Source organism: Paraburkholderia haematera, from assembly GCF_905220975.1.
Taxonomy (GTDB): domain Bacteria; phylum Pseudomonadota; class Gammaproteobacteria; order Burkholderiales; family Burkholderiaceae; genus Paraburkholderia; species Paraburkholderia haematera.
Genome location: NZ_CAJNBK010000011.1, coordinates 1 through 25,811 on the forward strand (window position 1 = coordinate 1; position 25,811 = coordinate 25,811).

The window sequence follows — 25,811 nt, forward strand, 5'->3', positions numbered from 1 at the left end:
TCCCATCCCGAACAGGACCGTGAAACGACTCCACGCCGATGATAGTGCGGATTCCCGTGTGAAAGTAGGTAATCGTCAGGCTCCCTAGCAGCAGACAGAAACCCCACCCCGAAAAGGTGGGGTTTCTGCGTTTACGGCCGTAAAACAGCGGCAAAAAACAGGCACGTCACTCCTTCCCAAGCCGCAGCGCCTTCGCACAATCCGTCAGTTCCCGATAGGTGCGTCCGCTGTGAGTAGCGCGCCGCGCTTTGACATGCGCGGAAATGCAGTGACGCCGACGCGTAAGCCGTCGACCAGACACACTCAACCGCCTTATTTTTCCTGTGCCAGGAATTGTTGTGCCAGCCGAACCCAGTACGTCGAGCCGATCGGCAATAGCTCGTCGTTGAAGTCATAGCTTGCGTTATGCAGCATGCAAGGCCCGGCACCATGCCCTGAGTCCCGGTGACCACCGTCGCCATTGCCCAGAAACGCGTAACAGCCTGGCTTCGCCAGCAGCATGAACGAAAAGTCCTCGGCGCCCATTGTCGGCTCAACTGCGTCATTGACATTTTCCGTGCCGACAATTTCCCGCATGACTGCCGCAGCGAATCGGGTCTCTTCGCGACTGTTGATGGTCGGCGGATAGTTGCGGTGGAAGTGGATTTCGACCGAACAATCGTAAGCCTCGGCCGTGCTCTCGGCGATCTTGCGCATGCGTGCTTCGATTAGATCGAGCGTTTCGGTGGTAAAAGTCCGTACGGTGCCCGCGATCCAAGCATCGTCCGGAACGACATTGACTGCGTCGCCGGCGTGGATCTGAGTGATTGACAGTACCGCGGTATCGAGCGGCTTCTTGTTTCGCGTGATGATGCTCTGCAGCCCATTCGCGATCTGCACCGCCGTGAACACGGGGTCACGGCCATTGTGCGGCATGGCAGCATGCGCGCCTACGCCTTTGATTTCAATGCGAAATTCATTGCTGGACGCCATGATCGGGCCTTCGGTGACGCCGAATTGGCCAGCCGGCATGCCCGGCCAATTGTGGACTCCGAAAACCGCATCGACGGGGAATTGGGTGAACAGGCCGTCGTCGATCATTGCCTGTGCACCGGCTCCTCCTTCTTCCGCCGGTTGAAAGATGAATACAATCGTTCCGTCGAATTCGCCATCCTTAACCAGATGTCGTGCCGCGCCAAGCAGCATCGCGGTATGTCCGTCATGTCCACACGCGTGCATTTTGCCGTCGTTCTGTGAGCGATGGTCGAAGCTGTTGAGCTCCTGAATCGGTAGCGCATCCATGTCGGCGCGCAGTCCGATCGAGCGCGAACCGTTGCCGCGCTTCAGTACGCCGACTACGCCTGTTTTGCCCAATCCGCGATGAGTCTCGATGCCCCAGGACTCAAGGGTCCTGGCAACCAGATCCGCAGTTGCCGTTTCTTCATAACGCAACTCGGGGTGAGCATGAATCGTTCGTCGGAGGGTTTGAATTTCGCCGTGGGCGGCCTGAATTTCCGGGATCAGTTTCATGATGGTGCGCTTGTGCTTTGCTCTGCGTGGAATCGCTCGGGGCTATATTGCCCGGGCACGTTGATAATCAATTCTACGCCGAAGCCATTTTTGGCGGGGCCATACGGGTCAACGGGCAATGGACGTAATAAGATTCGGGGTCGCCCCGCCGCTTATCGCTCTCCTGGACGGATTTCCGATGAATGCTCCAACTGAATTCGCCCGCGCGGTGTGCCCGCACGATTGCCCTGATACTTGTGCGATGCGCGTAACCATCGAAGATGGACGGGCGGTTAAGGTCGTCGGCGATCCCGATCATCCTCCGACTCAAGGTGCACTCTGTGCCAAAGTCACCCGCTACGCCGAGCGGGTACATCATCCGAATCGGTTGACGACACCGCTGAAGCGTGTCGGCCGCAAAGGCGAAGGCCGTTTTGCGCCGATCAGCTGGGATGAGGCGTTTGAGTTGGCCGCAGCACGCTTGTCGGAGATCGCGAACCGTGCGCCAGAAGCCATCGTGCCCTACAGCTACGCCGGCACGATGGGCTTAGTTCAGGGTGACAGTATTGCGCAGCGGTTTTTTCATAAACTCGGGGCATCGCAGCTTGATCGCACGATCTGTGCAGCCGCCGGTGCGGCGGGGCTGAAATACACCTACGGCGCCAGCCTTGGCATGCTCACCGAGTTTTTCGCCGAGAGCGAGGTCATCCTGATCTGGGGTTCGAATCCCATCGCGTCGAATCTTCACTTCTGGACGCGCGCGCAGGAAGCCAAGCGTCGCGGTGCTCGGCTGATCGCGATCGATCCATACCGGTCGCTGACAGCGGAAAAATGCCACCAGCACGTTGCGCTCAAACCGGGAACCGACGGTGCTTTTGCGCTCGGCATGATCAACGTGCTGATCACGGAAAATCTGCTCGATCACGCGTACATTGCGGCGCATACGCTGGGCTTCGATGAACTCAAGGCACGCGCGCTCACGTATCCGCCCTCGCGCGCCGCTCAAATTTGCGGTGTCGACGAGCAGGTGATCGTCGATCTTGCGCGCCTTTACGGCAGCACGAAAAAAGCCGCGATCCGGATGAACTATGGTCTGCAGCGGGTGCGTGGCGGCGGCAACGCTGTGCGCGCAATCGCCTGTCTGCCTTCTCTGACAGGCGCGTGGCGCGAACGGGCAGGCGGTATGCTGCTGTCTTCGGGCGGATGGGCGCCGGTGGATTCTCATGCCATGCAGCGCCCGGACCTGATGCCGGGCTGGCCCGCTCAGGCATCGCGCGTCATCAATATGAACGCAATAGGCGACGCGTTGCTGCACCAGGGCGACGCCACGTTCGGCCCAAAAGTCGAGGCGATCATCGTCTATAACTCAAATCCGGTGGCGGTTGCGCCGGACTCGGAACGGGTTGCTGCAGGCTTTGCACGCGAAGACCTGTTCACAATTGTGCTTGAGCACTTTCAGACCGACACCGCGGACTACGCCGATCTGCTTCTACCTGCCACGACACAACTCGAGCACCTCGACGTGCATAAGTCGTACGGGCACACGCATGTAATGGTCAACTTGCCGGCGATCGCACCGGTCGGCGATGCACGCCCGAACACGGAGATCTTTCGCGGCCTGGCGCGCCACATGGGCCTGCAGGAGCCGGCGCTCTACGATAGCGACGAAGCTATCGCGCAGTCGGCATTCCGCTGGAATGATAAAACGCTCGAAGGCGTCAGCTGGGATTCGCTAAAGAAGACCGGATGGGCAGCGCTGAATCTGCCAGACGCGCCATTCGCCGAGGGCGGTTTTCGCACGCCGTCCGGTAAATGCGAGTTTTTCAGCGAGCGCCTCGCGCAGCAAGGGCTCGATCCGTTGCCGGACTATCTGCCGCCTTACGAATCCGCTGAAGGTGCGCCTGAGCTTGCAGCGCGTTACCCGCTTGCAATGATCTCGCCACCTGCTCGCAACTTCCTGAACAGTACCTTCGTGAACATCGAAAGCCTGCGCTCGACGGAAGGCGAGCCGCACCTGGACATGCATCCGGCCGACGCGCAGCAGCGAAACATCGTCGACGGCGATCAGGTGCGCATATTCAACGATCGCGGCGCGATGCAGGCGCGCGCCCGCGTCACCGACAAGGCACGCGAAGGGCTCGTGGTCGGCTTGTCAATCTGGTGGAAGAAGCTCGCGCCCGACGGCCGAAACGCCAATCAGGTCACCAGCCAGGCGCTCACCGATCTGGGCGGATCGGCCACCTTCTATGACTGTCTTGTCGAAGTCGAACGCGTTTGAAAACACGCTCAAAAATCTTGCAGCCCCGCTCCCCAATAGGTTCGAGGCTGCAGTCTAACCCAGCGGCTTTTCGCGAATAGCCAAGGGATGCCCATGCTACGATGCGTTTTTAGCACGACCATTCGAAAATAAAGGAGGAGACGCTGCATGGACAAAATCTGGCTGAAATCTTATCCACCCGGCGTTCCCGCAGAGATTGACCCGACTCGGTATTCGTCCGTCGCCGAACTGCTCGAAGAAGCCTTCCGCGACCACCGCGCCAAACCGGCGTTCGTCTGCATGGGCAAGGAGATCAGCTACGGCGAGCTCGACGTGCTCTCGCGCAAGCTGGCCGCCTGGTTTCAGTCGAAGGGTCTTGCCCGCGGCGCCCGTATCGCGATCATGATGCCGAACGTGCTGCAATATCCCGTCGCGATTGCGGCAATCTTGCGCGCGGGCTACGTGGTGGTGAACGTGAACCCGCTCTACACCCCGCGGGAACTCCAGCATCAGCTCAAGGACAGCGGCGCGGAAGCGATTATTCTGCTCGAAAACTTCGCTGTCACGCTGCAGGCGATCGTGCGCAATACGTCGGTCAAGCACATTGTTGTCGCCGCAATGGGCGATTTGATGGGCGTGAAGGGCACGCTGGTGAACTTCGTCGTGCGCCGCGTGAAAAAGATGGTGCCGGCGTGGAGTCTGCCGGGGCACGTCAAATTCAACACCGCGATCACCGAGGGCGGCCGTCAAAGTTTCAAACCGGTTCAGCAAGGCCCGGACGACGTCGCGTTTCTACAGTACACAGGCGGCACGACCGGCGTGGCCAAGGGCGCGACGCTCTTGCATCGGAATCTGATTGCCAACGTGCTGCAGTCGGAAATCTGGCTCAATCCGGTTCGGGTCAACCGGACAGACATCGATCAGTTCATCACGGTTGTCGCGTTGCCGCTGTATCACGTCTTTGCGCTGACGGTCTGCGGGCTGCTGACGATCCGTACCGGCGGCCTCGGCGTGCTGATTCCAAATCCGCGCGACATTCCCGGCATGATCAAAGCGTTGGAAGGCTATCCGATTACGACGATTCCCGCCGTCAACACGTTGTACAACGCGATGCTGAACAGCCCGGATTTTCACAAACTCGACTTTTCGAAACTGATCGCAGCAAATGGCGGCGGTATGGCGGTGCAGGAAGCCGTCGCCAAGCGCTGGTTCGAGCATACGCATACGCCGATTATCGAGGGTTACGGTCTGTCGGAGACGTCGCCGTGCGCGACTTGCAACCCGGTTACCGTTACGGAGTACAGCGGCACGGTCGGCTTGCCGCTGCCGTCGACCGAAATCTCGATTCGCGACGACGAAGGTAACGAGGTGCCGCTCGGCCAGCCGGGCGAGATCTGCATCCGCGGTCCGCAAGTGATGGCAGGCTACTGGAACCTGCCGGACGAAACGGCCAAGGTCATGACACCGGACGGATTCTTCAAATCGGGCGACGTCGGCTTGATGAACGAAGGCGGCTTCATCAAGATCGTCGACCGGAAGAAGGACATGATTCTCGTCTCCGGCTTCAACGTCTATCCGAACGAAATCGAGGACGTGGTCGCGAAGATGCCGGGCGTGTTCGAAGTCGCCGCGGTCGGCGTCCCGGATCAGCATTCGGGTGAGGCCGTCAAGCTGTTCATTGTGAAAAAGGATCAGGCGCTTACTGATGCGGACATCTTTGCTTACTGCAAAACGCAGTTGACCGGCTACAAGCGGCCGAAGATCGTCGAATTCCGCACTGAACTGCCCAAGAGCAATGTCGGCAAGATTCTGCGTCGAGAATTGCGCGACGGCCGGGCGTAAGCGCATCACGCGCACCAAGCCCACTGGCGAGAACAGCACCGGCACGAAATAACGCATTACGGTGAGAAAGAGAAAGGCCCGGCAGACGGAAAGTCTGCCGGGCCTTTCTTTTAGGTGCGTCGTATCTACGCAAGTCAGCGCAACCATGCACAGCACGGCGCGCGGCCATAAAAAAAGGCGCCCGAAGGCGCCTTTGAGGCAAACTGCTTTTTTACGACTTATTAGAACTTGTGGCGGATACCGACGCGAGCTGCGAGTTGGTTCTGGTTCGACGAACCCGACAGGCCGTTGATGCCAGCCGTTGCGTTGACCGTAGCACCCGTTGCGCTCAGCGTTTCGCCCAGAGCGTGTTGGTACACACCAATCACGTACACGTCGGTACGCTTGGACAGGAAGTAATCCACGCCAAGCGAGCCTTGGTGGTACTGAGCACGCGATGCGCCGTTGATTTCCGCGCCGCGCGTGTAGTCATAGGCTGCGCCGATCAGCAACGCCGGGGTCAACTGATACTTGAAGTTGAGTTCCGCGTTGTTGAACGTAGCCGACTGACCCTTGTACGGCGAGGCGAACGTCATGCCCAGGTTGCCGAAGCGGATGTTCGAGTACGTCGCACCGATCGTTGCTGCGCCGAACGTGTATGCGCCGCCCGCACCGATCACCTGGTACGTGTTAGCCGAAGCGAAGCCAGCGTACACCGGCGACGTCACGGCGAAGTTGGCTGCGGCCGTGGCCGTAGCAGGCGTGTTCGGGGCGATCGTGCCGCCGTTGTTGAACAGGCCACCCGATGCTGCCGGGGTGCGTGCGTTCAAGTAACCGACGCCGAGAGCGAGGGGGCCATTGTTATAGCCAGCGCCCAACGACCAGATCTGGTTCGACGTAACGTTGCCAGCAATGCCGCCGAAGCTGTACGTGCCGCCAAACTTGAGGCCATTGTAGTCAGCGCTCGTGTACTTGACCGTGTTGTTGGTGCGGTACGCGTTGTTGAAGTTGTCGATGTCGCCCGGGTGAGCAGCGATGTAGCCGCCCCATTGATCACCGGCTTCCAGCGGACCGACGTAGTCGACGACGGAGTCGTACTGACGACCCAGCGTGACCGTGCCGAACTGGCTCGACAGGCCGACGTAAGCTTGACGACCGAACATCAGGCCGCCTTGACCCAGCTTGCCGTTGTTCACGTCAAAGCCGTTTTCCAACACGAAGATTGCCTTCAGACCGCCGCCCAGATCTTCCGTGCCGCGCAGGCCGAAACGCGAGCCTTGCATGACGCCGCTGGACAGGTTGTACAGGTGCTTGCCACCCGAATTGGTGTTGATGTTGAAGCCTTCGTCAATGATACCGTACAGGGTCACGCTGCTCTGAGCATGAGCGACGCCTGCGAATGCGCCCAGTGCTGCGAGAGCGAGAAGCGACTTTTTCATCGAATGATCTCCAAGGATTACGAATCTTTTGTACAAGGCGAATATTTGTCTGGCGTTGAGGCCTTGCTTGTCCAACTTCGCGAGAAGTTGCACGTAATGTAACAAAAGGCATACATGGCACAAAGCAAAAGGAGATGGCCAGGGCGGGTCCTGTTTCGTTTACGCAACATGGTCTAAAATCAGGAATTGGCCGCCGGAATCGTTTGAATTCAAGGTCTTCGCGAAGCCGGTTTTGCCCCGCAAAGCCTTGCCGCGCGGACCCGTCAGCGCGGCGGGGCGGTTGTCGAATCAGGGAGTGCCGAATGTTTCTGGACGAGTTGATTAGCGAGTTTGATCGGGGTTTACGCTCAATGACCGGCGTGTCGCGGATGAGTCGTCCATTGCCGGTTCCGCAAGAATCTGCGGCCGAGCCGGCCGAGCTCTCCCCGGCGGAACGCGCGCATGCGGCCGGTTTGATGCGTGTCAATCACGTCGGCGAGGTGTGCGCCCAGGCGCTTTATCAGGCTCAGAAACTCGCGACCAGGTCGCCGTCTTTGCGGGCTGTGTTTAATCACGCTGCCATCGAAGAAGAGGATCATCTGGCGTGGACCGCCAAACGCCTCGCGGCGCTCGATTCGCGCCCAAGCCTGTTGAACCCGCTCTGGTATACAGGCGCGTTGGCAATCGGCCTCGCGGCAGGCCGCCTGGGAGATCGGGTGAGTCTCGGCTTCATGGCCGAAACCGAGCGCCAGGTCGAACAGCATCTGGATAGCCATCTGGATCAATTGCCCGCAGCAGACCGCGAGTCGCGCGCGATCGTCGAGCAGATGCGGGTGGACGAGGCGGAGCACGGTAAATCGGCCATGGACGCAGGCGGCGTCGAGTTACCGTTCCCCGCGCGCGCGCTGATGCGGGCGGTATCGAAAGTTATGACACGCACCGCCTATTACTTATAAGTTCAAGCCTTTGTTCACGCACCGCTTGAAAGTGGGACGGCGCCTCGAGCGCCGTCCGCACCGCATACCCGGAACACCAACAAACATCCCCCGCTCCCGCTTCACGATCTCTTACATTCCGCGCCTTTCCCTCGTACTTTTCACGTATCACCTTCACAAGATTCACTAGCTCATTCATTTATAACGGTTTTCCGTTTTATGTCTGACGTGAAAGAGTCGCGCTAAGTCCTTGTTCTAACAAACAAAATTCGCTCGAAAAGCGCCTATCTCCCTTGACCCCTGTTTAGCGTTCCTCTAAAGTGGGAGACAGTGTGAGAAAGTGTATTTTTGTGTGATCTCACGAGTGGTTTCGGGTAGATTTTCACGAATCGGGCAACCGGCGCAAAAACGCCGACAGGGGAGAGCGAAGTGTTCCAAGGGGCGTCGGCGCTGACACTCGATGCGAAAGGGCGGATGTCGATCCCCTCTCGTTATCGGGATGCGCTGCAAACACAGGCAGAGGGCCGGGTGACGATCACCAAGCACCCGGACGGCTGCCTGTTGCTCTTTCCTCGCCCGGAGTGGGAGATCTTTCGCGACAAGGTCGACAAGCTGCCTATGAACGCGGCCTGGTGGAAGCGCATTTTTCTCGGCAATGCCATGGACGTCGATATGGATGGCGCGGGCCGCGTGCTCGTGTCGCCGGAATTGCGCACGGCCGGCGGACTGGAAAAGGAAGTGACCTTGCTCGGCATGGGTCGTCACTTCGAGTTGTGGGACGCACAAACTTACGCAGCAAAGGAACAGGAAGCGATCGCCGAGGGCATGCCCGAAGCGTTAAAGAATTTCACGTTCTGATCGCGGATTACATATATGGCACCTGCGATGGGAAACGAATTGCAGCATCGCACGGTGCTGCTGGAAGAAGCGGTCGAGGCGTTGGTTACGCGCGCGGACGGCGTTTACGTGGATGGTACGTTCGGGCGCGGCGGTCATAGCCGGTTGGTGCTGGAGAAGCTGGGTGAGTCGGGGCGCCTGATTGCGTTCGACAAAGACCCGCTCGCCATTGCCACGGCGCAGCAAATCGCCGATCCGCGCTTTGGCATCGTGCACGAGAGCTTTGCTTCGCTGCGCGACGCGATTGCGGAGCGCGGAGTAGGGCGGGTGTCGGGCGTTTTGCTGGATCTGGGCGTGTCGTCGCCGCAAGTCGACGATCCGGAGCGGGGTTTCAGTTTCCGCGCCGACGGCCCGCTCGACATGCGGATGGACCCGACGCGCGGCGAGTCCGCGGCTGACTGGTTGGCGCGGGCCACGGTGCAGGAACTGACGGAGGTGATACGAGATTATGGGGAAGAACGGTTTGCTTTTCAGATTGCAAAGGCGCTTGTTGCTCGCCGGGCAGAGTCCGACCGTCTTGGGCCTCTCGTCAGCACGGGCGAGCTTGCCCAAATCGTGGCTAACGTCGTCAAAACCCGTGAGAAGGGCAAGGATCCGGCAACCCGCACCTTTCAAGCTATACGGATTCACATCAATCAAGAGCTTGCGGAGCTGCAAGTCGTTTTAGAAGCAGCGTTGTCGCTGTTGGAGCAAGGGGGGCGGCTGGTGGTCATCAGCTTTCATTCGCTCGAGGACCGGATCGTTAAACGATTCATGCAGGCGCACGCCAGTACGCCTGCGGTGGATCGCCGCCTGCCGATCCGTGCAGTCGATCTGCCGAGCCCTCCGCTCAAAATCATCGGCCGCGTGTTCGCCAGCGACGCTGAAGTCGCCGCGAACCCGCGCGCCCGTTCTGCCGTGATGCGTGTGGCGGAGCGGATCGCGCCATGAGCCGCCTCAATATCTTCCTGCTGATGATCGTGATGGGCTGCGCTTTGTCTGTCGTCAACGCAACCAATCAGCAGCGTCAGATTTTTATCCAGTTGCAGCGCGCGCAATCGCAGGAGCGTCAGCTGCAGCAGGACTATTCGCAGCTTCAATATCAGCAGAGCGCGTTGTCGAAGACTTCGCGCATCGAGCAGATCGCCACTGATTCCCTGAAGATGCAATCGGTCACGACCGGGCGCACCCAGTATCTGACGCTCGATCCGGGCGCCGCCAAGGCTGCGGACGCGCCGATCCCGACTTCCGGGCCGGCCTCGGCCCCGCTTGCGACTCGTCGCGGAGGCGTGCGATGAAAAAATCGTCCACCCGCAAGAGCGTCGCCTTTTCGGCAAACCCGATTCTGTCGGTGCGCCTGCCCATGTGGCGCTCGAAACTCGTCGTGTTCATGCTGTTCATGGCGTTCGTCGCGCTGACCGCGCGCGCCTTCTGGATTCAGGGGCCGGGCAACGCCTTTTATCTGAAGCAGGGTGAGATCCGCTATCAGCGCCGGCTCGAACTGCAGGCCACGCGTGGCAAGATTCTCGACCGCAACGGCCTCGTGCTCGCCACGAGTCTGCCGGTGCGCGCCATTTGGGCGATTCCCGAGTCGGTGCCGGACGATCTCGGCGCTGACAAGCTGACCTCGCTCGGCAAGTTGCTCGGCATGACGAACAAGGAGTTGCGCGCCAAGCTGTCGGAGGACAAGAACTTCGTCTACGTGAAGCGCCAGGTGCCGGTCGACGTCGCCGCGAAAGTCACCGCGCTGGACATCCCCGGCATATACGCACGCGACGAATACAAGCGCTTCTATCCGGAAGGCGAGATCACGGCTCACCTGATCGGCTTTACCAATGTGGAAGACGAAGGCCAGGAAGGCGTCGAACTCGGCGACCAGAAGTTGCTCGCCGGTATGTCGGGCAGCCGCCGCGTCATTAAAGACCGTATGGGCCACATCATCGAGGACGTGGACGAACAGGTCGTGCCGCATAACGGGCAGGACGTCGACCTCTCGATCGACAGCAAGATCCAGTACATCGCTTATACGAACCTGAAAGCGGCCGTCGAGAAATTCAAGGCGAAGGCCGGTGCGGCAATGGTGATCGACGTGCGGACCGGCGAGGTGCTCGCACTGGTTAACTACCCGACGTACAACCCGAACGACCGTTCGCACCTTACGGGCGACCAGTTGCGCAACCGCATTCTCACGGACACCTTCGAGCCGGGCTCGATCATGAAGCCGTTCACGGTGTCGCTCGCACTCGATCTGCACCGCGTGACGCCGACTACACTGGTAGATACGGGGCCGGGCCGCTTTGTGCTCGACGGTGCGCCGATTACCGACGACAGCGCGTTTGGCGTGTTGACGGTGGGCGGCGTGATCCAGAAGTCGAGCAACATCGGTGCGACGAAGATCGCCATGCAGCTCAAGCCCGAAGAGATGTGGAACATGTATACCAGTATCGGTCTCGGCCAGGCGCCGAAGGTCGGCTTCCCGGGCGCGGCGGCGGGCCGTCTGCGTCCGTGGAAGGGCTGGCGGCGCATCGAGCAGGCGACCATGTCGTACGGCTACGGCTTGTCGGTGTCGTTGTTCCAGTTGGGCCGCGCCTACACCGCGATCGCGCATGACGGCGAGATCATGCCGGTGTCGATTTTCCGCACGCCTGGCGATCAGCCGGCCACGGGGCCGCAAATTTTCGCACCCACCACCGCTCGCGAAGTGCGCGCGATGCTCGAGACCGTCACGGCGCCGGGCGGCACGTCGCCGGATGCAGCCGTGCCGGGCTATCGTGTCGGCGGCAAGAGCGGCACCGCATACAAGCACGGCGCTCACGGCTACGACCATTCCAAGTACCGCGCGTCGTTCGTCGGTATGGCGCCTATGCCGAATCCGCGCATTGTCGTTGCGGTCTCGGTCGACGAACCGACGGCGGGTAGCCACTTCGGCGGTCAGGTGTCCGGTCCGGTGTTCTCGGCGATTGTCGGCGATACGCTGCGTTCGCTGAATGTGCCGCCGGATATGCCGGTCAAGCAGATGGTCGTGTCGGACGATTCGGCGCCTGCCGCACCGAGCGCACCGCCTTCGCCCGCGACGGTCAAGAAACTCTCCACCAGCACTGGCGCGAAGAAGATGACGATCTCCGCCAATGCGAAAAGCCATCCCGGAGTTGTGCGATGAGCGCGCTGCGTAAGAAGCATCCAGCGCACCGGCAAATCGCCGACGCACTTGACTGGCTGCACGCTCGCGTGCAGCCAGGCGCGCATCTGCACGCCGACACGCGCTCGCTCGCGGCGGGCGACGCGTTTTTCGCCTATGCGGTCGACGGTGCGGACAACCGTTCCTTCATTGACGGCGCGATCGAGCGTGGCGCAGCAGCCGTGCTGGTTCAGCCCGAGGGTTTTAGCGGTGCGATTGATCCATCCATGACGCTGGCCGTGCCGGCATTGAACGAACTCGCCGGTTCGATTGCGAGCGCCTGGTATAACGATCCGAGCGACGGCATGCTGGCGGTCGGCATCACGGGGACAAACGGCAAGACTTCGTGCAGCCAATGGATTTCCGCGGCGCTGACTGCGCTCGGCAAACGTTGCGCGATTATCGGTACGCTCGGCACCGGTCTGCCGGGTCAACTCGTACATACCGGCTTCACGACGCCTGACGCGCCGCAATTGCAACGCAGTCTCGCGCAGTTGCGCGATGCGGGTGCTCAAGCGGTGGCGATGGAAGTGTCGTCCCACGCGTTGCACCAAGGCCGCGTGAACGGCACGGCGTTCGACATCGCCGTGTTCACAAATCTCACGCAAGACCATCTCGACTATCACGGCACGTTCGACGCTTACGAAGCCGCCAAAGCGCGTCTGTTCGCCTGGCCGGAACTGCGCGCCGCAGTGATCAACCGCGACGATGCCGCCGGTCGCCGTCTGCTCGCGAGCACAAAGGGACATGTCCGCGCGATCGCCTACGGTCTCGACGAAGCGCTCAAAGATGCGCCGCAAGCCGATGCGGCGGGCGCCGCTGCGTCGGACGCCGATGCGTTGCTGCTCGCCTCGAACGTGCGCGCAACCGCGACCGGCACGGCGTTTCATCTGACCACATCAGATTGGGGCAACGCTGAAGTCGAAGTGCAAACGCTCGGCGCATTCAACGTCAGCAATCTGCTCGGCGTGCTCGGCGCATTGCTCGCCGCCGACGTGCCTTTTGGCGCCGCGCTTGCCGAACTGGCGAAGCTCGAACCGGTCAATGGACGCATGCAGCGTCTCGGCGGGCGCTTGCAGAACGACGAGCCGCTCGTCGTGATCGACTATGCACACACGCCGGACGCGCTGGAAAAGACGCTCGAAGCGCTGCGCCCGATGGCGGCCGCACGCGGTGGCGAACTGATCTGCATGTTCGGTTGCGGCGGCGACCGTGACGCGACCAAGCGTCCGCTGATGGGCGCGATTGCCGAGAAGATCGCCGACAGCGTCGTCGTGACCAGCGACAACCCGCGTAGCGAAGATCCGCAATCGATCATCGAGCAGATCGTTGCAGGCATGAAAGACGCGTCGAAGGCCCGTCGCGTTGAAGACCGCGCAAGCGCAATCCTGCAGGCGATCCGCGGCGCCGCGCGCGAAGACGTCATTGTGCTGGCCGGCAAGGGGCACGAAGCAACACAGGAAATCATGGGTAAGAAACGCGCTTTCTCCGATCAGGATCACGCTCGCCTTGCGCTCGCCGCACGGGCGACGCACGCACGCGGAGGTGGCGAATGACCGGGCGGAGTACCACCATGTTTTCACTGCGCGAAGCTGCTGCGCTGATCCCCGGCGCATCGGTGCTGGGCGACGATGGCGTCACGTTCGAACGCGTTTCGACCGATAGCCGGACTGCCGGTCCGGGCGATCTGTTCGTCGCGATCAAGGGTGATCGTTTCGACGCACATGACTTCCTGCCGGAAGTCGCCTCGCGCAACGTGACGGCTGTGCTGCTGACGCGCACGCCAGGCGACTGGCATGTGCCCGCGCTGCGCGTGGCCGATACGCGTGTCGCGCTCGGTGCGCTTGCGCGCGGCTGGCGGCGCAAATTCAGCATGCCGCTCGTCGCCGTAACCGGCAGCAACGGCAAGACGACGGTCAAGGAAATGATCGCGTCGATCTTCGCCGCTGCGGTCGGCGCCGACGCACGCCTCGCGACTGCTGGCAACCTCAACAACGATATCGGCTTACCGCTGACGCTGTTCCGTCTGCAGGCCGCGCATCAACTGGCGGTGGTCGAACTCGGCATGAACCATCCGGGAGAAACCTCGCTGCTCGCGAAGATCGCCGAGCCGACGGTCGCGGTGGTGAACAACGCACAGCGCGAGCATCAGGAATTCATGGCGACGGTCGAAGCGGTCGCGCTCGAACACGCCAGCGTGATTCATGCGCTATCCCCGGAAGGCATCGCCGTGTTCCCCGCCGACGACGCCTACGCGAGCATCTGGCGCGTCGCGGCAACAGGCAACCGCATCATCGACTTCGCTTTGAACACCGCTGAGCGCGTGATCGAAGCCGCCGTCACAGGCTCGTTCGAAAGCAACGTGCTGAGCATCGACACGCCGGAAGGCCACATCGACGTCACGCTGCAAGTGCTCGGCAACCACAACGCGCATAACGCGTTGGCCGCAACGTCGGCCGCGCTCGCCGCAGGCGTGCCGCTCGACGCGATCAGGCGCGGCCTCGAATCGTTCGGCGCTGTGAAAGGCCGTTTGCAAGTGAAGCGCGCCGCGCTCGGCACACTCGCCGGCGCAACCGTGATCGACGACACCTACAACGCGAATCCCGACTCGATGCGTGCGGCGATCGACGTGCTCGCGTCGCGCGAATCGCCGCGCGTGCTGGTGATGGGCGACATGGGCGAAGTCGGCGACAACGGCCCGGCGTTTCACCGCGAAATCGGTGCTTACGCAAAGGAACGCGGTATCGACGCGCTGTACGCCATGGGCGACGCCTCGCGCGACGCCTGCACCGCGTACGGTGCAGACGCGCATCACGTCGCCGATGTCGGCACGCTGGTCGCGCAATTGCAGCAGGCGGGTTTCGGCGCTGCTGCAACGCTTCTCGTGAAAGGTTCGCGCTTCATGCAAATGGAACGCGTGGTGGACGCCGTAACGAGTCCACAACCCAACGCAGCGGGCAGTACGCCCGCCGCACATTGAACTAGAAGGACCGAAGCATGCTACTGGCGCTGGCGCAATGGCTGCAGAATGACGCAAGCTTCTTGCGCGTGTTCAGTTATCTGACATTCCGTGCGGTGATGGCCACCATCACCGCGCTGCTGATCGGGCTCGTCTGCGGCCCGGCGGTGATCCGCAAGCTGACCGCGATGAAGGTCGGCCAAGCCGTTCGTAAAGACGGGCCGCAATCGCATCTCGTGAAATCCGGTACGCCGACCATGGGCGGCGTGCTGATCCTGCTCGGCATCGCCGTGGCAACGCTGCTGTGGGCCGATCTGACCAATCGTTTCATCTGGATCGTGATGCTGGTGACGTTCGGTTTCGGCGTGATCGGCTGGGTCGACGATTACCGCAAGGTGGTCTACAAAGACCCGCGCGGCATGTCGTCGCGTGAAAAGTATTTCTGGCAGTCGGTGATCGGCCTGTTCGCGGCCGTGTATCTCGCATTCAGTGTGTCCGAAGCGAGCAACGTGCGCGTGTTCGACCTGTTCATGGCGTGGGTGCGCAGCGGTTTGTCGATGGGCTTACCGGCGCGTGCCGACCTGATGCTGCCGTTCGTCAAATCGATCAGCTATCCGCTCGGCGTGTGGGGTTTCATCGTGCTGACGTATCTGGTGATCGTCGGCGCGAGCAACGCGGTGAATCTCACCGACGGCCTCGACGGCCTCGTGATCATGCCGGTCGTGCTGGTCGGCGCTTCGCTTGGTGTGTTCGCTTACGTGATGGGCAGCTCGGTCTATTCGAAGTACCTGCTGTTTCCGCATATCGCCGGGGCGGGCGAATTGCTGATCTTCTGTTCCGCAATGGGCGGGGCAGGGCTCGCGTTCCTCTGGTTCAACACGCACCCGGCGCAGATGTTCATGGGCGACGTCGGCGCACTGGCGCTGGGCGGCGCACTCGGCACGGTCGCGGTGATCGTGCGTCAGGAAATCGTGCTCTTCATCATGGGCGGCATTTTCGTCGCGGAGACGCTCTCCGTGATGTTGCAGGTTACGTGGTTCAAGTTCACCAAGCGCCGCTTCGGCGAAGGGCGGCGTCTCTTCAAGATGGCGCCGCTGCATCACCATTTCGAATTGTCGGGTTGGAAGGAAACGCAGGTGGTCGTGCGTTTCTGGATCATCACGCTGATGTTGTGTCTGTTCGGTTTGTCCACGCTCAAGTTGCGTTAAGTCGGTTTTAGGGGAAGCAGGCGATGTTTGGCGAGAAGTTTCGGGATCGGCAAAAGCCGATGGTGCTCGTGCTGGGACTCGGTGAATCCGGTCTCGCGATGGCGCGCTGGTGCGCGCGGCACGGCTGTCGGCTGCGTGTGGCCGATACGCGCGAGGTCCCACCGAATCTGTCCGCAATGGAAGCGCACGGCGTCGATGCCGAGTTTGTCGGCGGCCCGTTCTCGCTCTCGTTGCTTGAAGGTGTCGAACTCGTGGCGATCAGCCCGGGTTTGTCGCCGCTCGCCGCCGACTTGCTGCCGCTGATCTCGGCGGCGAGTGAGCAGGCCATCCCCGTGTGGGGCGAGCTCGAATTCTTCGCGCAAGCGTTGAAGACGCTCGGAGAAAGCGGCTACGCGCCGAAGGTGATCGCGATCACCGGCACCAACGGCAAGACTACGACGACGAGCCTCACCGGCCTGCTGTGCGAACGCGCCGGCAAGAAGGTCGCGGTGGCGGGCAACATCAGCCCGGCCGCACTGGACAAGCTCAGCGAAGCGATCGACCACACCGCGTTGCCCGATGTGTGGGTGCTCGAACTGTCGAGCTTCCAGCTGGAAACCGCTCACACGTTTTCTCCGGATGCAGCCGTTGTGCTGAACATCACGCAGGATCATCTGGATTGGCATGGCGGCCTCGATGCCTACGCCGCCGCGAAGGGACGCATCTTCGGACCACAAACCGTGCGCGTGCTGAACCGCGACGACTCGCGCGTGATGGCGCTCGTGCCTTCGACTGACGCTGATGCCGCGGTGATCACCTTCGGCGTGACCGAGCCGAAGAACGACGGCGACTATGGTCTGCTGCGCGACAACGGCATGATCTGGCTGGTCGAAGCGCACGATCGTGACGCCAGCGACGAGCCTGCGCCGACACGCCGTCGCAAGAACGAAGTGGCAACACCGAAGAACATCGCGCTCAAACGCCTGATGCCCGCGGACGCACTGCGCATTCGCGGCCTGCACAACGCCGCAAACGCATTGGCGGCGTATGCACTGGCGCGCGCGATCGGCCTGCCTGGCGCGCCGCTCCTGCACGGCCTGCGCGAATACCATGGCGAGCCGCATCGCGTGGAATTGATCGCGTCGATTGAAGGCGTCGATTACGTCGACGACAGCAAGGGCACCAATGTCGGCGCGACGGTTGCCGCGCTCGACGGTCTCGCGCAACGTGCGGTGCTGATCGCCGGCGGCGACGGCAAGGGCCAGGACTTCGAACCGCTCGCCGCACCGGTGATGCGGTGGTGCCGCGCCGTGATGCTGATCGGCCGCGACGCACCGCAGATTCGCGCGGCGCTGGAGGACACCGGCATTGCGATGACCGACCACGCGACGCTCGAAGAAGCGACGCGGGCCGCCACAGCATTGGCACAACCCGGGGACGCGGTGCTGCTGTCGCCGGCTTGCGCGAGCTTCGACATGTTCAAGGGTTACGCACATCGCGCGGCGGTGTTCCGCAGTACGGTGGAAGACATCGCAGCCGAACGGGGGACGATGATATGAGCTGGTCGGAACGCTTCGGTTCGCGCCTTGCCGGCTCCCGCGCCGGCGATGGCGATTCGGGCAGCGCGGGTCGCACCTCCCGCACCGGCGGCAGTGGCCTCGCGAGCGCCGTGAATGGCGTGCGTCCGCTGCGCTCGCGGATGCTCGACTACGATCACTCGCTGCTGTGGGTGGTCGTGGCGTTGCTCGGCCTCGGCGTCGTGATGGTGTATTCGGCGTCGATCGCGATGCCCGATTCGCCGAAGTACGCGTCGTACCGCGATTACGCATTCCTCGTGCGCCAGACCATTTTTGTGGTGATGGGCTCGGTGATTGGCGTCGTATCGTTCCGCATCCCGATCTCGACGTGGGATAAGTACGCGCCGAAGCTCTTCCTGATTTCGCTGGTCGCGCTGGTGATCGTGCTGATCCCGCACGTCGGTAAGGGCGTGAACGGTGCGCGTCGCTGGATTCCACTCGGCATCACGAACATGCAGCCGTCGGAAATCATGAAGCTGGCCGTGACGATTTACGCGGCGAACTACACGGTGCGCAAGCAGGAATACATGCACAGCTTCGCCAAGGGCTTTCTGCCGATGGCGGTGGCGGTGGGTCTCGTCGGCGCGTTGCTGCTGCTCGAGCCGGACATGGGCGCGTTCATGGTGATCGCAGCGATCGCGATGGGCGTGCTGTTCCTCGGCGGCGTGAACGGCAAGCTGTTCGGTGGCCTGGTGGCCACCGCGGTCGGCACGTTCAGCTTGCTGGTGTGGGCGTCGCCGTGGCGTCGTGAGCGGATCTTCGCCTACCTCGATCCGTGGGACGACCGCTACGCGCAGGGCAAGGCGTATCAATTGACGCACTCGCTGATCGCTTTCGGGCGCGGCGAGTGGTTTGGCGTGGGTTTGGGCGGCAGCGTCGAGAAGCTCAACTATCTGCCGGAAGCGCATACCGACTTCATCCTCGCGGTGATTGGCGAGGAGCTCGGCTTTGTCGGCGTGCTCGTCGTGATCCTGATGTTCTACTGGATCGTGCGCCGCTCGTTCGAGATCGGCCGTCAGGCACTCGCACTCGACCGCACGTTCGCGGGTCTGGTGGCAAAGGGCATCGGCATCTGGTTCGGCGCGCAGACCTTCATCAACATGGGCGTGAATCTTGGCTTGCTGCCGACCAAAGGTCTCACATTGCCGCTCGTCAGCTACGGCGGGTCGGGCATCGTGCTGAATTGTGTCGCGGTGGCCGTACTGATGCGTGTGGACTACGAGAATCGGGTACTCATGCGCGGGGGCAAAGTATGACCGCTGTGCCGCAACGCACGCTGATGGTGATGGCCGGTGGCACCGGAGGACACGTGTTCCCGGGGCTCGCGGTCGCGCACCTGATGCAGGCGTGGGGCTGGAAGGTCGTATGGCTCGGCAATCCCGCAGGCATGGAAGCCACGCTGGTGCCGAAGCACGGCATCCCGATGGAATACGTGCGTTTCGGCGGACTGCGCGGCAAGGGCCTGAAGACCAAGCTGATGTTGCCGCTGAATCTGCTGCGGGCCTGCTCGCAGAGTTTGAGCGTGCTGCGTCGCGTGAAGCCTGACGTCGTGCTCGGCATGGGCGGTTACATCACGTTCCCGGCGGGTTTGATGACAGCGCTGAGCGGCCGTCCGCTCGTGCTGCATGAACAGAATTCGATCGCGGGTCTCGCCAACAAGGTGCTCGCAAAAGTCGCCAAACGCGTGCTGGTTGCATTCCCGAATGCGCTGCCGCACGGCGAATGGACCGGAAACCCAATTCGTGCGGAACTTGCGCGCGCAATTGCACCCAAAGCACGCTACGCAGCGCGCAGCGGTCCGCTGAATCTGCTGGTGGTGGGCGGCAGTCTGGGCGCGGCGGCATTGAATGAAGTGGTGCCGCGCGCGGTTGCGCTGCTGGCGCCGAATGAACGTCCGCGCATCGTGCATCAGGCGGGCGCGAAGCATATCGAAGCGCTGCGTGAAAACTACGCGGCGGCGGGCCTGCAAGCGGGCGCCGATGCCGAGCTCGTGCCGTTCATCGACGACATGACGAGCGCGTACGCGAACGCGGATCTGGTGATCTGCCGTTCGGGTGCGATGACCGTGTCGGAGATTTCAGCGGTAGGGGTGGCGGCGTTCTTCGTGCCGTTCCCATTTGCAGTAGACGATCACCAAACCACTAATGCAGCGTTCCTCGCCGATAACGGCGCGGCGCTGGTCGTGCAGCAACGCGATCTGTCGGCGGAAATGCTCGCCGACTGGTTGCGCAGCCAGACGCGAGAGACCCTCGCAGAGATGGCAGAGCGTTCGCGCTCGCTCGCGAAACCCGACGCCACGGAACAGGTCGCGAAGATTTGCGCGACTGTGGCGGGTTCGATTTCGGGCGCGAGCCCAGAAGGAAAGCAATGAAACACATCGTCAAACATATTCACTTTGTCGGCATCGGCGGTGTCGGCATGAGCGGCATCGCGGAGGTGCTGGTCAACCTCGGCTATCAGGTGAGCGGCTCGGACCTGACGAGCAACGCCGTGACTGATCGGCTTGCCGCACTTGGCGCGCGGATCGCGATCGGTCACGCGGCGGAGAACATCGAAGGTGCGAATGCCGTGGTCGTTTCCACCGCAGTGCGCAGCGACAACCCGGAAGTGCTGGCCGCGCGTCATCGCCGCATTCCGATCGTGCCGCGCGCGGTGATGCTCGCGGAACTGATGCGCCTGAAGCAGGGCATCGCGATTGCCGGCACACACGGCAAGACCACCACCACCTCGCTGGTGGCGAGCGTGCTGGCAGCGGGCGGGCTCGATCCGACGTTCGTGATTGGCGGCCGTCTGATCAGCGCGGGCGCGAATGCGCGTCTCGGTACGGGCGACTTCATCGTCGCCGAAGCGGACGAGTCGGATGCGTCGTTCCTGAATCTGTTCCCGGTGATCGAAGTCATCACGAACATCGACGCCGATCATATGGACACCTACGGCCACGACTTCGCGCGGCTCAAGCAGGCGTTTATTGAATTCACGCATCGTCTGCCGTTCTATGGAATCGCGGTGCTGTGCGTCGACGATCCGAACGTGAAAGAGATCCTGCCGTTCGTGTCGAAGCCGATTATCCGTTACGGTTTTGCGCCGGATGCCCAGGTGCGCGCGGTCAACGTCGAAGCGCGCGGCGGCAAGATGCATTTCACGGCAATGCGCGAAGACGCGGCGCCGATCGACATCGTTTTGAACCTGCCTGGCGAGCACAACGTGCAGAACGCGTTGGCCGCAATCGCAATTGCGACTGAACTTGAAGTGAAAGATGCCGATATCCAGCGAGCGCTGGCGGATTTCAACGGCGTGGGCCGACGCTTCCAGCGCTACGGCGAAGTGCCTGTCGTGTCGGAAGGTAAAGCGGCCGGCGCGTACACGCTGGTCGACGACTACGGCCATCACCCGGTCGAAATGGCGGCAACGGTGGCGGCGGCGCGCGGCGCATTTCCTGGGCGGCGTCTGGTGCTGGCATTCCAGCCGCACCGCTTCACACGCACGCGCGATTGCTTCGAAGATTTTGTGAAGGTGCTGTCGACCGTCGACGCACTCGTGCTGACGGAAGTCTATTCGGCTGGCGAAGCGCCGATTGTCGCCGCGGATGGCCGCGCGTTGGCGCGCGCGCTGCGCGTGGTGGGCAAGGTCGAACCGGTATTTGTCGATACGGTGGATGAGGTGCCGGACGCGCTCTCAGCAGTGGTGCGCGACGGCGATGTGGTGATCACGATGGGCGCGGGTTCGATCGGCGGTGTGCCGGGACGCCTCGCGCAAGAAACGAAGGTGTGAGTGAAATGAGCGGTATCGACCCTAAACAATTCGGCAAAGTGGCAGTGCTGCTCGGTGGGGACTCCGCCGAGCGCGAGGTGTCGCTCAATTCCGGCCGCCTCGTGCTGCAAGGTCTGCGCGACGCCGGTATCGACGCGCATCCGTTCGACCCGGCCGAGCGTCCGCTCGCCGCGTTGAAGGACGAAGGCTTTGTGCGCGCGTTCAACGCGCTGCATGGCGGCTACGGCGAGAACGGCCAGATTCAGGGCGCGCTGGATTTCTACGGCATCCGATATACCGGCAGCGGCGTGCTCGGCTCGGCGCTCGGTCTGGACAAGTTCCGCACCAAGCTCGTGTGGCAGCAACTCGGCATTCCGACGCCGCCGTTCGAAGCCGTGCTGCGCGGCGACGACTACGAAGCGCGTGCGAAAGACATCGTCGCGAAGCTCGGCTTGCCGCTGTTCGTGAAGCCGGCCAGCGAAGGTTCGAGCGTCGCGGTGATCAAGGTGAAAAGCGCCGACGCATTGCCGGCAGCGCTGCTCGAAGCGGTCAAGTACGACAAGATCGTCGTGGTGGAAAAGAGCATTGAAGGTGGCGGCGAATACACGGCATGCATCGCGGGCGATCTGGATCTGCCGGTGATCCGCATCGTGCCGGCCGGCGAGTTTTACGACTACCACGCGAAGTACATCGCCAACGACACGCAGTATCTGATTCCGTGCGGCCTTGCCGCTGACGAAGAGAAGCGTCTGAAAGTGCTGGCGCGCCGCGCGTTCGACGTACTCGGTTGCACCGATTGGGGCCGCGCAGATTTCATGCTCGACGCCGACGGCAATCCGTACTTCCTGGAAGTGAACACGGCGCCTGGCATGACCGATCACTCGCTGCCGCCGAAAGCGGCGCGCGCGGTGGGCATCAGCTATCAGGAACTGGTTGTCGGCGTGTTGGCGCTGACGCTTAAGGACTAACAAAGGACTAACCGGGGCAACCCGAAAGCAACACCATGTGGAACAACGTTCGCCAGCTCAATCTCGCCGCCAACGCATTGCATGCGGTGCTGGTGCTCGTGCTGCTGGCGGCTGGCGGTTACTGGCTGATCCAGCGTCCGAATTTCGCGCTGCGCGAAATCCAGATCGACGGCGATACCGAGCACATCAATTCACCGACGGTGCGCGCCGGCGTAGTAGGGCGGTTGAAGGGCAACTTTTTTACGGTGGATCTGGACGTTGCACGGCAGGCGTTCGAGCAGATGCCGTGGGTACGTCACGCGAGCGTACGGCGGGTCTGGCCGAATGCACTGGCTGTCACGCTTGAAGAGTACAAACCGCTTGGGACGTGGGGCAGCGATCAGCTGGTGAGCGTGGACGGCGATCTGTTCACCGCTAACCAGGGTGAGCTTGAAGACGAGCTACCCGCGTTCGACGGCCCGGACGGTACGGCCAAAGAAGTCGTCGCGCGGTATAGCGACTTCAAGAAATGGTTTGCGCCGTTGGGCGCAACGCCCGAAGAAGTCACGCTGTCGCCGCGTTACGCGTGGACGGTGAAGCTGTCGAACGGCATGCAGGTGGAACTTGGGCGCGAACGCAATCAGGACACACTGCTCGATCGGAGCCGCCGCCTGACCGCGGCGTGGAACGCAGTGACGCAACGTTGGGGAAAGGATATCGAGTATGCGGACTTGCGCTATCCGAACGGTTTCGCGATTCGTGCCGCTGGCATGCGCTTTATCAGCGAACCCGACAAGGGCAAGAAGTAAACGGACATCACACGCAATGAGCACGCTATGAGTAAAGACTATAAAGATCTGCTGGTCGCCCTCGACATTGGGACGTCGAAGGTAGTGGCTATCGTCGCCGAGTTGAAGGGCGAGGGTCACTACGAGGTGATCGGCCTCGGCCAGAGCGAATCGAAGGGGCTCAAGAAGGGCGTGGTGGTGAACATCGAGGCCACCGTGCAGTCCATTCAGCGCGCGCTCGAAGAAGCCGAGCTGATGGCCGACTGCAAGATCACGAACGTATTTACCGGGATCGCCGGCAGCCATATCCGCAGCTTCAATTCGAGCGGCATGGTGGCAATCAAGGAAAAGGAAGTCACGCAGACGGACGTCGCGCGCGTGATCGAGACGGCGAAGGCGATCAACATCCCGACCGATCAGCAGGTGCTGCACATCCTGACGCAGGAATTCATCATCGACGGCCAGGAAGATGTGCGCGAGCCGATCGGCATGAGCGGCATCCGTCTGGAAGTGAAGGTGCATATCGTCACCGGTGCGGTGAGCGCGGCGCAGAACATCGTGAAGTGCGTGCGCCGCTGCGGGCTCGAAGTGAACGATCTGATCCTGCAGCCGCTCGCTTCGTCGCTGGCGGTGCTGACGGAAGACGAAAAGGAACTCGGCGTGGTGCTGGTCGATATCGGCGGCGGCACGACGGATATCGCGATTTTCAGTGAAGGTGCGATTCGCCACACGGCGGTGATTCCGATTGCCGGCGACCAGATCACCAGCGACATCGCGATGGCGCTGCGCACGCCGACGCCGGACGCGGAAGACATCAAGGTCGACTACGGCATTGCGAAGCAGGCTCTCGCCGATCCGGACGAAATGATCGAAGTGCCGGGTCTCGGCGAGCGCGGGCCGCGCACGCTGTCGCGCCAGGCATTGGCGGCGGTGGTCGAGCCGCGTGTCGAAGAACTGTTTTCGCTCGTGCAGCAGGTGGTGCGCGAGTCGGGTTACGAGGAACTGCTGAGCTCCGGCGTGGTGCTGACCGGCGGCGCGTCGATGATGCTCGGCATGGTCGAACTCGGCGAGGACATTTTCCTGAAGCCGGTGCGCATTGGCGTGCCGGAATATGCGGGCGGTCTCGCCGATGTCGTGCGTAACCCGCGTTATTCGACGGCGATGGGCCTGCTCGTCGAAGGACGCTCGCAACGGATGCGCGGCCGCAAGGTCGCAGTGCAGTCGGGGTCGATGGGCCAGGTCTTCACGCGAATGAAAGACTGGTTCCTCGGCAACTTCTAACGAATTCGCTTTTTATGAAAACTCGCGCTGGTGCCGGCGGCTGGCGCGCGACAGGGGGTTGCCCGATCTCCTGCCGAATAACGGCCGAGTGGCTGTAATTTTTTATCTTGACGGAGGCAACATGGAATTCCAGATGCTGGAAACCGAAACGAACGGCACCATCATCAAGGTGATCGGAGTAGGTGGCGCTGGCGGCAATGCCGTTCAGCACATGATCAACAAAGGCGTGCAAGGCGTCGACTTCATCGTGATGAACACGGACGCGCAGGCTCTGTCACGTTCGCGCGCTTCTGCGGTGATCCAGCTCGGCAACACGGGTCTTGGCGCTGGCGCCAAGCCGGAAATGGGCCGCGCGGCAGCAGAAGAAGCACGTGAGCGCATCGCCGACGCACTGCGTGGCGCGCACATGGTGTTCATCACCGCTGGTATGGGTGGTGGCACGGGTACGGGCGCAGCACCCGTGGTCGCGCAGATCGCCAAGGAAATGGGTATCTTGACTGTTGGCGTGGTCAGCAAGCCGTTCGAATTCGAAGGCGGCAAGCGGATGCGCGTCGCAGAAGCGGGATCGCAGCAACTGGAGGATCACGTCGACTCGCTGATCGTCGTTCTGAACGACAAGCTGTTCGAGGTGATGGGCGATGACGCCGAGATGGACAAGTGCTTCCAGTGCGCAGACGACGTTCTGAACAACGCAGTTGCCGGCATCGCGGAAATCATCAATGTCGACGGTCTGGTGAACGTCGACTTTGAAGACGTGAAGACGGTGATGGGCGAGCAGGGCAAGGCGATGATGGGCACGGCGACCGTTGCCGGCGTCGATCGCGCACGTCTGGCGGCTGAGCAGGCTGTGGCCAGCCCGCTGCTGGAAGGGGTGGATCTGTCGGGCGCGCGTGGCGTGCTGGTCAACATCACGTCGAGCCGTTCGCTGCGTCTGTCGGAAACGCGCGAAGTGATGAACACCATCAAGAGCTATGCGGCAGAAGACGCAACGGTGATCTTCGGCGCGGTGTACGACGATGCAATGGGCGACGCGCTGCGCGTGACGGTCGTGGCAACGGGTCTGGGCCGTGCGGCGAAGAAGCAGCAATCGGCACCGATGACGCTGCTGCGCACCGGCACCGACAACCAGCCGATCAGCACGATGCAGCACGCTGCTTACGCAGGGGCGTCCTCGCATGCAAGCACGGCCGATTACGGCGCGCTGGACACGCCGGCTGTGTGGCGCACCTCGCGCGATACGGCCGCTTCGCACGTGCAGGCGCTGCAGGAAAAGGGCGTCGATACGTACGACATTCCGGCATTCCTGCGCAAGCAGGCGGACTGAGCGCACGAGCAGGCTTTCGTTGCCG

The 25,811-nt window shown here is 62.0% G+C and carries 20 protein-coding genes; 18 read left to right on the top strand and 2 right to left on the bottom strand.

Features of this window, described 5'->3' with window-relative positions:
* Window positions 1-312: 312 nt before the first annotated feature.
* Window positions 313-1,509, bottom strand: coding sequence for a M20 aminoacylase family protein (locus tag KHO23_RS19675; RefSeq protein ID WP_211612935.1), 1,197 nt, complete (start codon window positions 1,507-1,509; stop codon window positions 313-315).
* A 178-nt stretch (window positions 1,510-1,687) separates the two neighbouring features.
* On the opposite strand from KHO23_RS19675, the gene KHO23_RS19680 reads away from it, so the two are divergent.
* Entirely contained in the window at window positions 1,688-3,766 is a 2,079-nt protein-coding gene (locus KHO23_RS19680; protein WP_211612936.1) for a molybdopterin-containing oxidoreductase family protein, read from the top strand.
* 147 nt (window positions 3,767-3,913) lie between these two features.
* Window positions 3,914-5,587: a long-chain fatty acid--CoA ligase gene (locus KHO23_RS19685; RefSeq protein ID WP_211612937.1), complete on the top strand. Its 1,674-nt coding sequence runs from the start codon at window positions 3,914-3,916 to the stop codon at window positions 5,585-5,587.
* Between the two features lie 221 nt (window positions 5,588-5,808).
* On the opposite strand, the gene KHO23_RS19690 is transcribed toward KHO23_RS19685, so the two are convergent.
* Complete coding sequence (locus tag KHO23_RS19690; RefSeq protein ID WP_211612938.1) at window positions 5,809-7,005, bottom strand: porin; 1,197 nt, start codon at window positions 7,003-7,005, stop codon at window positions 5,809-5,811.
* 302 nt (window positions 7,006-7,307) lie between these two features.
* On the opposite strand from KHO23_RS19690, the gene coq7 reads away from it, so the two are divergent.
* The 16 genes from coq7 to ftsZ all read left to right on the top strand — a co-directional run bounded on the left by coq7 (window position 7,308) and on the right by ftsZ (window position 25,786).
* Entirely contained in the window at window positions 7,308-7,940 is a 633-nt protein-coding gene (gene coq7 / locus KHO23_RS19695) for a 2-polyprenyl-3-methyl-6-methoxy-1,4-benzoquinone monooxygenase (RefSeq protein ID WP_211612939.1), read from the top strand.
* Between the two features lie 408 nt (window positions 7,941-8,348).
* Entirely contained in the window at window positions 8,349-8,777 is a 429-nt protein-coding gene (gene mraZ / locus KHO23_RS19700) for a division/cell wall cluster transcriptional repressor MraZ (RefSeq protein WP_211612940.1), read from the top strand.
* 15 nt (window positions 8,778-8,792) lie between these two features.
* Entirely contained in the window at window positions 8,793-9,746 is a 954-nt protein-coding gene (rsmH, locus tag KHO23_RS19705) for a 16S rRNA (cytosine(1402)-N(4))-methyltransferase RsmH (protein WP_120289377.1), read from the top strand.
* Window positions 9,743-10,093: a cell division protein FtsL gene (gene ftsL, locus KHO23_RS19710; RefSeq protein WP_211612941.1), complete on the top strand. Its 351-nt coding sequence runs from the start codon at window positions 9,743-9,745 to the stop codon at window positions 10,091-10,093. The genes rsmH and ftsL overlap by 4 nt, the downstream gene beginning before the upstream one ends.
* Complete coding sequence (locus KHO23_RS19715; RefSeq protein ID WP_211612942.1) at window positions 10,090-11,955, top strand: peptidoglycan D,D-transpeptidase FtsI family protein; 1,866 nt, start codon at window positions 10,090-10,092, stop codon at window positions 11,953-11,955. Before ftsL ends, KHO23_RS19715 begins: the two co-directional genes overlap by 4 nt.
* The gene (locus KHO23_RS19720; RefSeq protein ID WP_211612943.1) at window positions 11,952-13,529 is read left to right on the top strand and encodes a UDP-N-acetylmuramoyl-L-alanyl-D-glutamate--2,6-diaminopimelate ligase; all 1,578 of its coding nucleotides are present in this window, start codon (window positions 11,952-11,954) and stop codon (window positions 13,527-13,529) included. Before KHO23_RS19715 ends, KHO23_RS19720 begins: the two co-directional genes overlap by 4 nt.
* A 17-nt stretch (window positions 13,530-13,546) precedes the next feature.
* Window positions 13,547-14,953, top strand: coding sequence for a UDP-N-acetylmuramoyl-tripeptide--D-alanyl-D-alanine ligase (locus tag KHO23_RS19725; protein ID WP_236066931.1), 1,407 nt, complete (start codon window positions 13,547-13,549; stop codon window positions 14,951-14,953).
* A gap of 17 nt (window positions 14,954-14,970) precedes the next feature.
* Complete coding sequence (gene mraY, locus KHO23_RS19730; RefSeq protein ID WP_120289387.1) at window positions 14,971-16,140, top strand: phospho-N-acetylmuramoyl-pentapeptide-transferase; 1,170 nt, start codon at window positions 14,971-14,973, stop codon at window positions 16,138-16,140.
* Between the two features lie 23 nt (window positions 16,141-16,163).
* A complete protein-coding gene (murD, locus tag KHO23_RS19735; protein WP_211612945.1) occupies window positions 16,164-17,678 on the top strand; it encodes a UDP-N-acetylmuramoyl-L-alanine--D-glutamate ligase in 1,515 nt (504 codons plus the stop codon).
* Window positions 17,675-18,952 carry a putative lipid II flippase FtsW gene (gene ftsW, locus KHO23_RS19740; RefSeq protein ID WP_211612946.1) on the top strand — a complete coding sequence of 426 codons (1,278 nt, stop codon included), beginning with the start codon at window positions 17,675-17,677 and terminating at the stop codon, window positions 18,950-18,952. The genes murD and ftsW overlap by 4 nt, the downstream gene beginning before the upstream one ends.
* Complete coding sequence (murG, locus tag KHO23_RS19745; RefSeq protein WP_211612947.1) at window positions 18,949-20,067, top strand: undecaprenyldiphospho-muramoylpentapeptide beta-N-acetylglucosaminyltransferase; 1,119 nt, start codon at window positions 18,949-18,951, stop codon at window positions 20,065-20,067. The genes ftsW and murG overlap by 4 nt, the downstream gene beginning before the upstream one ends.
* Complete coding sequence (gene murC / locus KHO23_RS19750; RefSeq protein ID WP_211612948.1) at window positions 20,064-21,467, top strand: UDP-N-acetylmuramate--L-alanine ligase; 1,404 nt, start codon at window positions 20,064-20,066, stop codon at window positions 21,465-21,467. The genes murG and murC overlap by 4 nt, the downstream gene beginning before the upstream one ends.
* A 5-nt stretch (window positions 21,468-21,472) precedes the next feature.
* Window positions 21,473-22,414, top strand: coding sequence for a D-alanine--D-alanine ligase (locus KHO23_RS19755; RefSeq protein WP_211612949.1), 942 nt, complete (start codon window positions 21,473-21,475; stop codon window positions 22,412-22,414).
* 35 nt (window positions 22,415-22,449) lie between these two features.
* Complete coding sequence (locus KHO23_RS19760; protein ID WP_211612950.1) at window positions 22,450-23,202, top strand: cell division protein FtsQ/DivIB; 753 nt, start codon at window positions 22,450-22,452, stop codon at window positions 23,200-23,202.
* Window positions 23,203-23,229: 27 nt separating this feature from the next.
* Complete coding sequence (gene ftsA / locus KHO23_RS19765; protein WP_007180311.1) at window positions 23,230-24,462, top strand: cell division protein FtsA; 1,233 nt, start codon at window positions 23,230-23,232, stop codon at window positions 24,460-24,462.
* A 121-nt stretch (window positions 24,463-24,583) separates the two neighbouring features.
* The gene (ftsZ, locus tag KHO23_RS19770; RefSeq protein WP_211612951.1) at window positions 24,584-25,786 is read left to right on the top strand and encodes a cell division protein FtsZ; all 1,203 of its coding nucleotides are present in this window, start codon (window positions 24,584-24,586) and stop codon (window positions 25,784-25,786) included.
* Window positions 25,787-25,811: the final 25 nt, after the last annotated feature.

Bases quoted from the DNA above. Each gene is read 5' to 3' on its own strand.
- KHO23_RS19675 (WP_211612935.1), bottom strand. From the start codon at position 1,509: ATGAAACTGATCCCGGAAATTCAGGCCGCCCACGGCGAAATTCAAACC.
- KHO23_RS19680 (WP_211612936.1), top strand. From the start codon at position 1,688: ATGAATGCTCCAACTGAATTCGCCCGCGCGGTGTGCCCGCACGATTGC.
- KHO23_RS19685 (WP_211612937.1), top strand. From the start codon at position 3,914: ATGGACAAAATCTGGCTGAAATCTTATCCACCCGGCGTTCCCGCAGAG.
- KHO23_RS19690 (WP_211612938.1), bottom strand. From the start codon at position 7,005: ATGAAAAAGTCGCTTCTCGCTCTCGCAGCACTGGGCGCATTCGCAGGC.
- coq7 (WP_211612939.1), top strand. From the start codon at position 7,308: ATGTTTCTGGACGAGTTGATTAGCGAGTTTGATCGGGGTTTACGCTCA.
- rsmH (WP_120289377.1), top strand. From the start codon at position 8,793: ATGGCACCTGCGATGGGAAACGAATTGCAGCATCGCACGGTGCTGCTG.
- ftsL (WP_211612941.1), top strand. From the start codon at position 9,743: ATGAGCCGCCTCAATATCTTCCTGCTGATGATCGTGATGGGCTGCGCT.
- KHO23_RS19715 (WP_211612942.1), top strand. From the start codon at position 10,090: ATGAAAAAATCGTCCACCCGCAAGAGCGTCGCCTTTTCGGCAAACCCG.
- KHO23_RS19720 (WP_211612943.1), top strand. From the start codon at position 11,952: ATGAGCGCGCTGCGTAAGAAGCATCCAGCGCACCGGCAAATCGCCGAC.
- KHO23_RS19725 (WP_236066931.1), top strand. From the start codon at position 13,547: ATGTTTTCACTGCGCGAAGCTGCTGCGCTGATCCCCGGCGCATCGGTG.
- mraY (WP_120289387.1), top strand. From the start codon at position 14,971: ATGCTACTGGCGCTGGCGCAATGGCTGCAGAATGACGCAAGCTTCTTG.
- murD (WP_211612945.1), top strand. From the start codon at position 16,164: ATGTTTGGCGAGAAGTTTCGGGATCGGCAAAAGCCGATGGTGCTCGTG.
- ftsW (WP_211612946.1), top strand. From the start codon at position 17,675: ATGAGCTGGTCGGAACGCTTCGGTTCGCGCCTTGCCGGCTCCCGCGCC.
- murG (WP_211612947.1), top strand. From the start codon at position 18,949: ATGACCGCTGTGCCGCAACGCACGCTGATGGTGATGGCCGGTGGCACC.
- murC (WP_211612948.1), top strand. From the start codon at position 20,064: ATGAAACACATCGTCAAACATATTCACTTTGTCGGCATCGGCGGTGTC.
- KHO23_RS19755 (WP_211612949.1), top strand. From the start codon at position 21,473: ATGAGCGGTATCGACCCTAAACAATTCGGCAAAGTGGCAGTGCTGCTC.
- KHO23_RS19760 (WP_211612950.1), top strand. From the start codon at position 22,450: ATGTGGAACAACGTTCGCCAGCTCAATCTCGCCGCCAACGCATTGCAT.
- ftsA (WP_007180311.1), top strand. From the start codon at position 23,230: ATGAGTAAAGACTATAAAGATCTGCTGGTCGCCCTCGACATTGGGACG.
- ftsZ (WP_211612951.1), top strand. From the start codon at position 24,584: ATGGAATTCCAGATGCTGGAAACCGAAACGAACGGCACCATCATCAAG.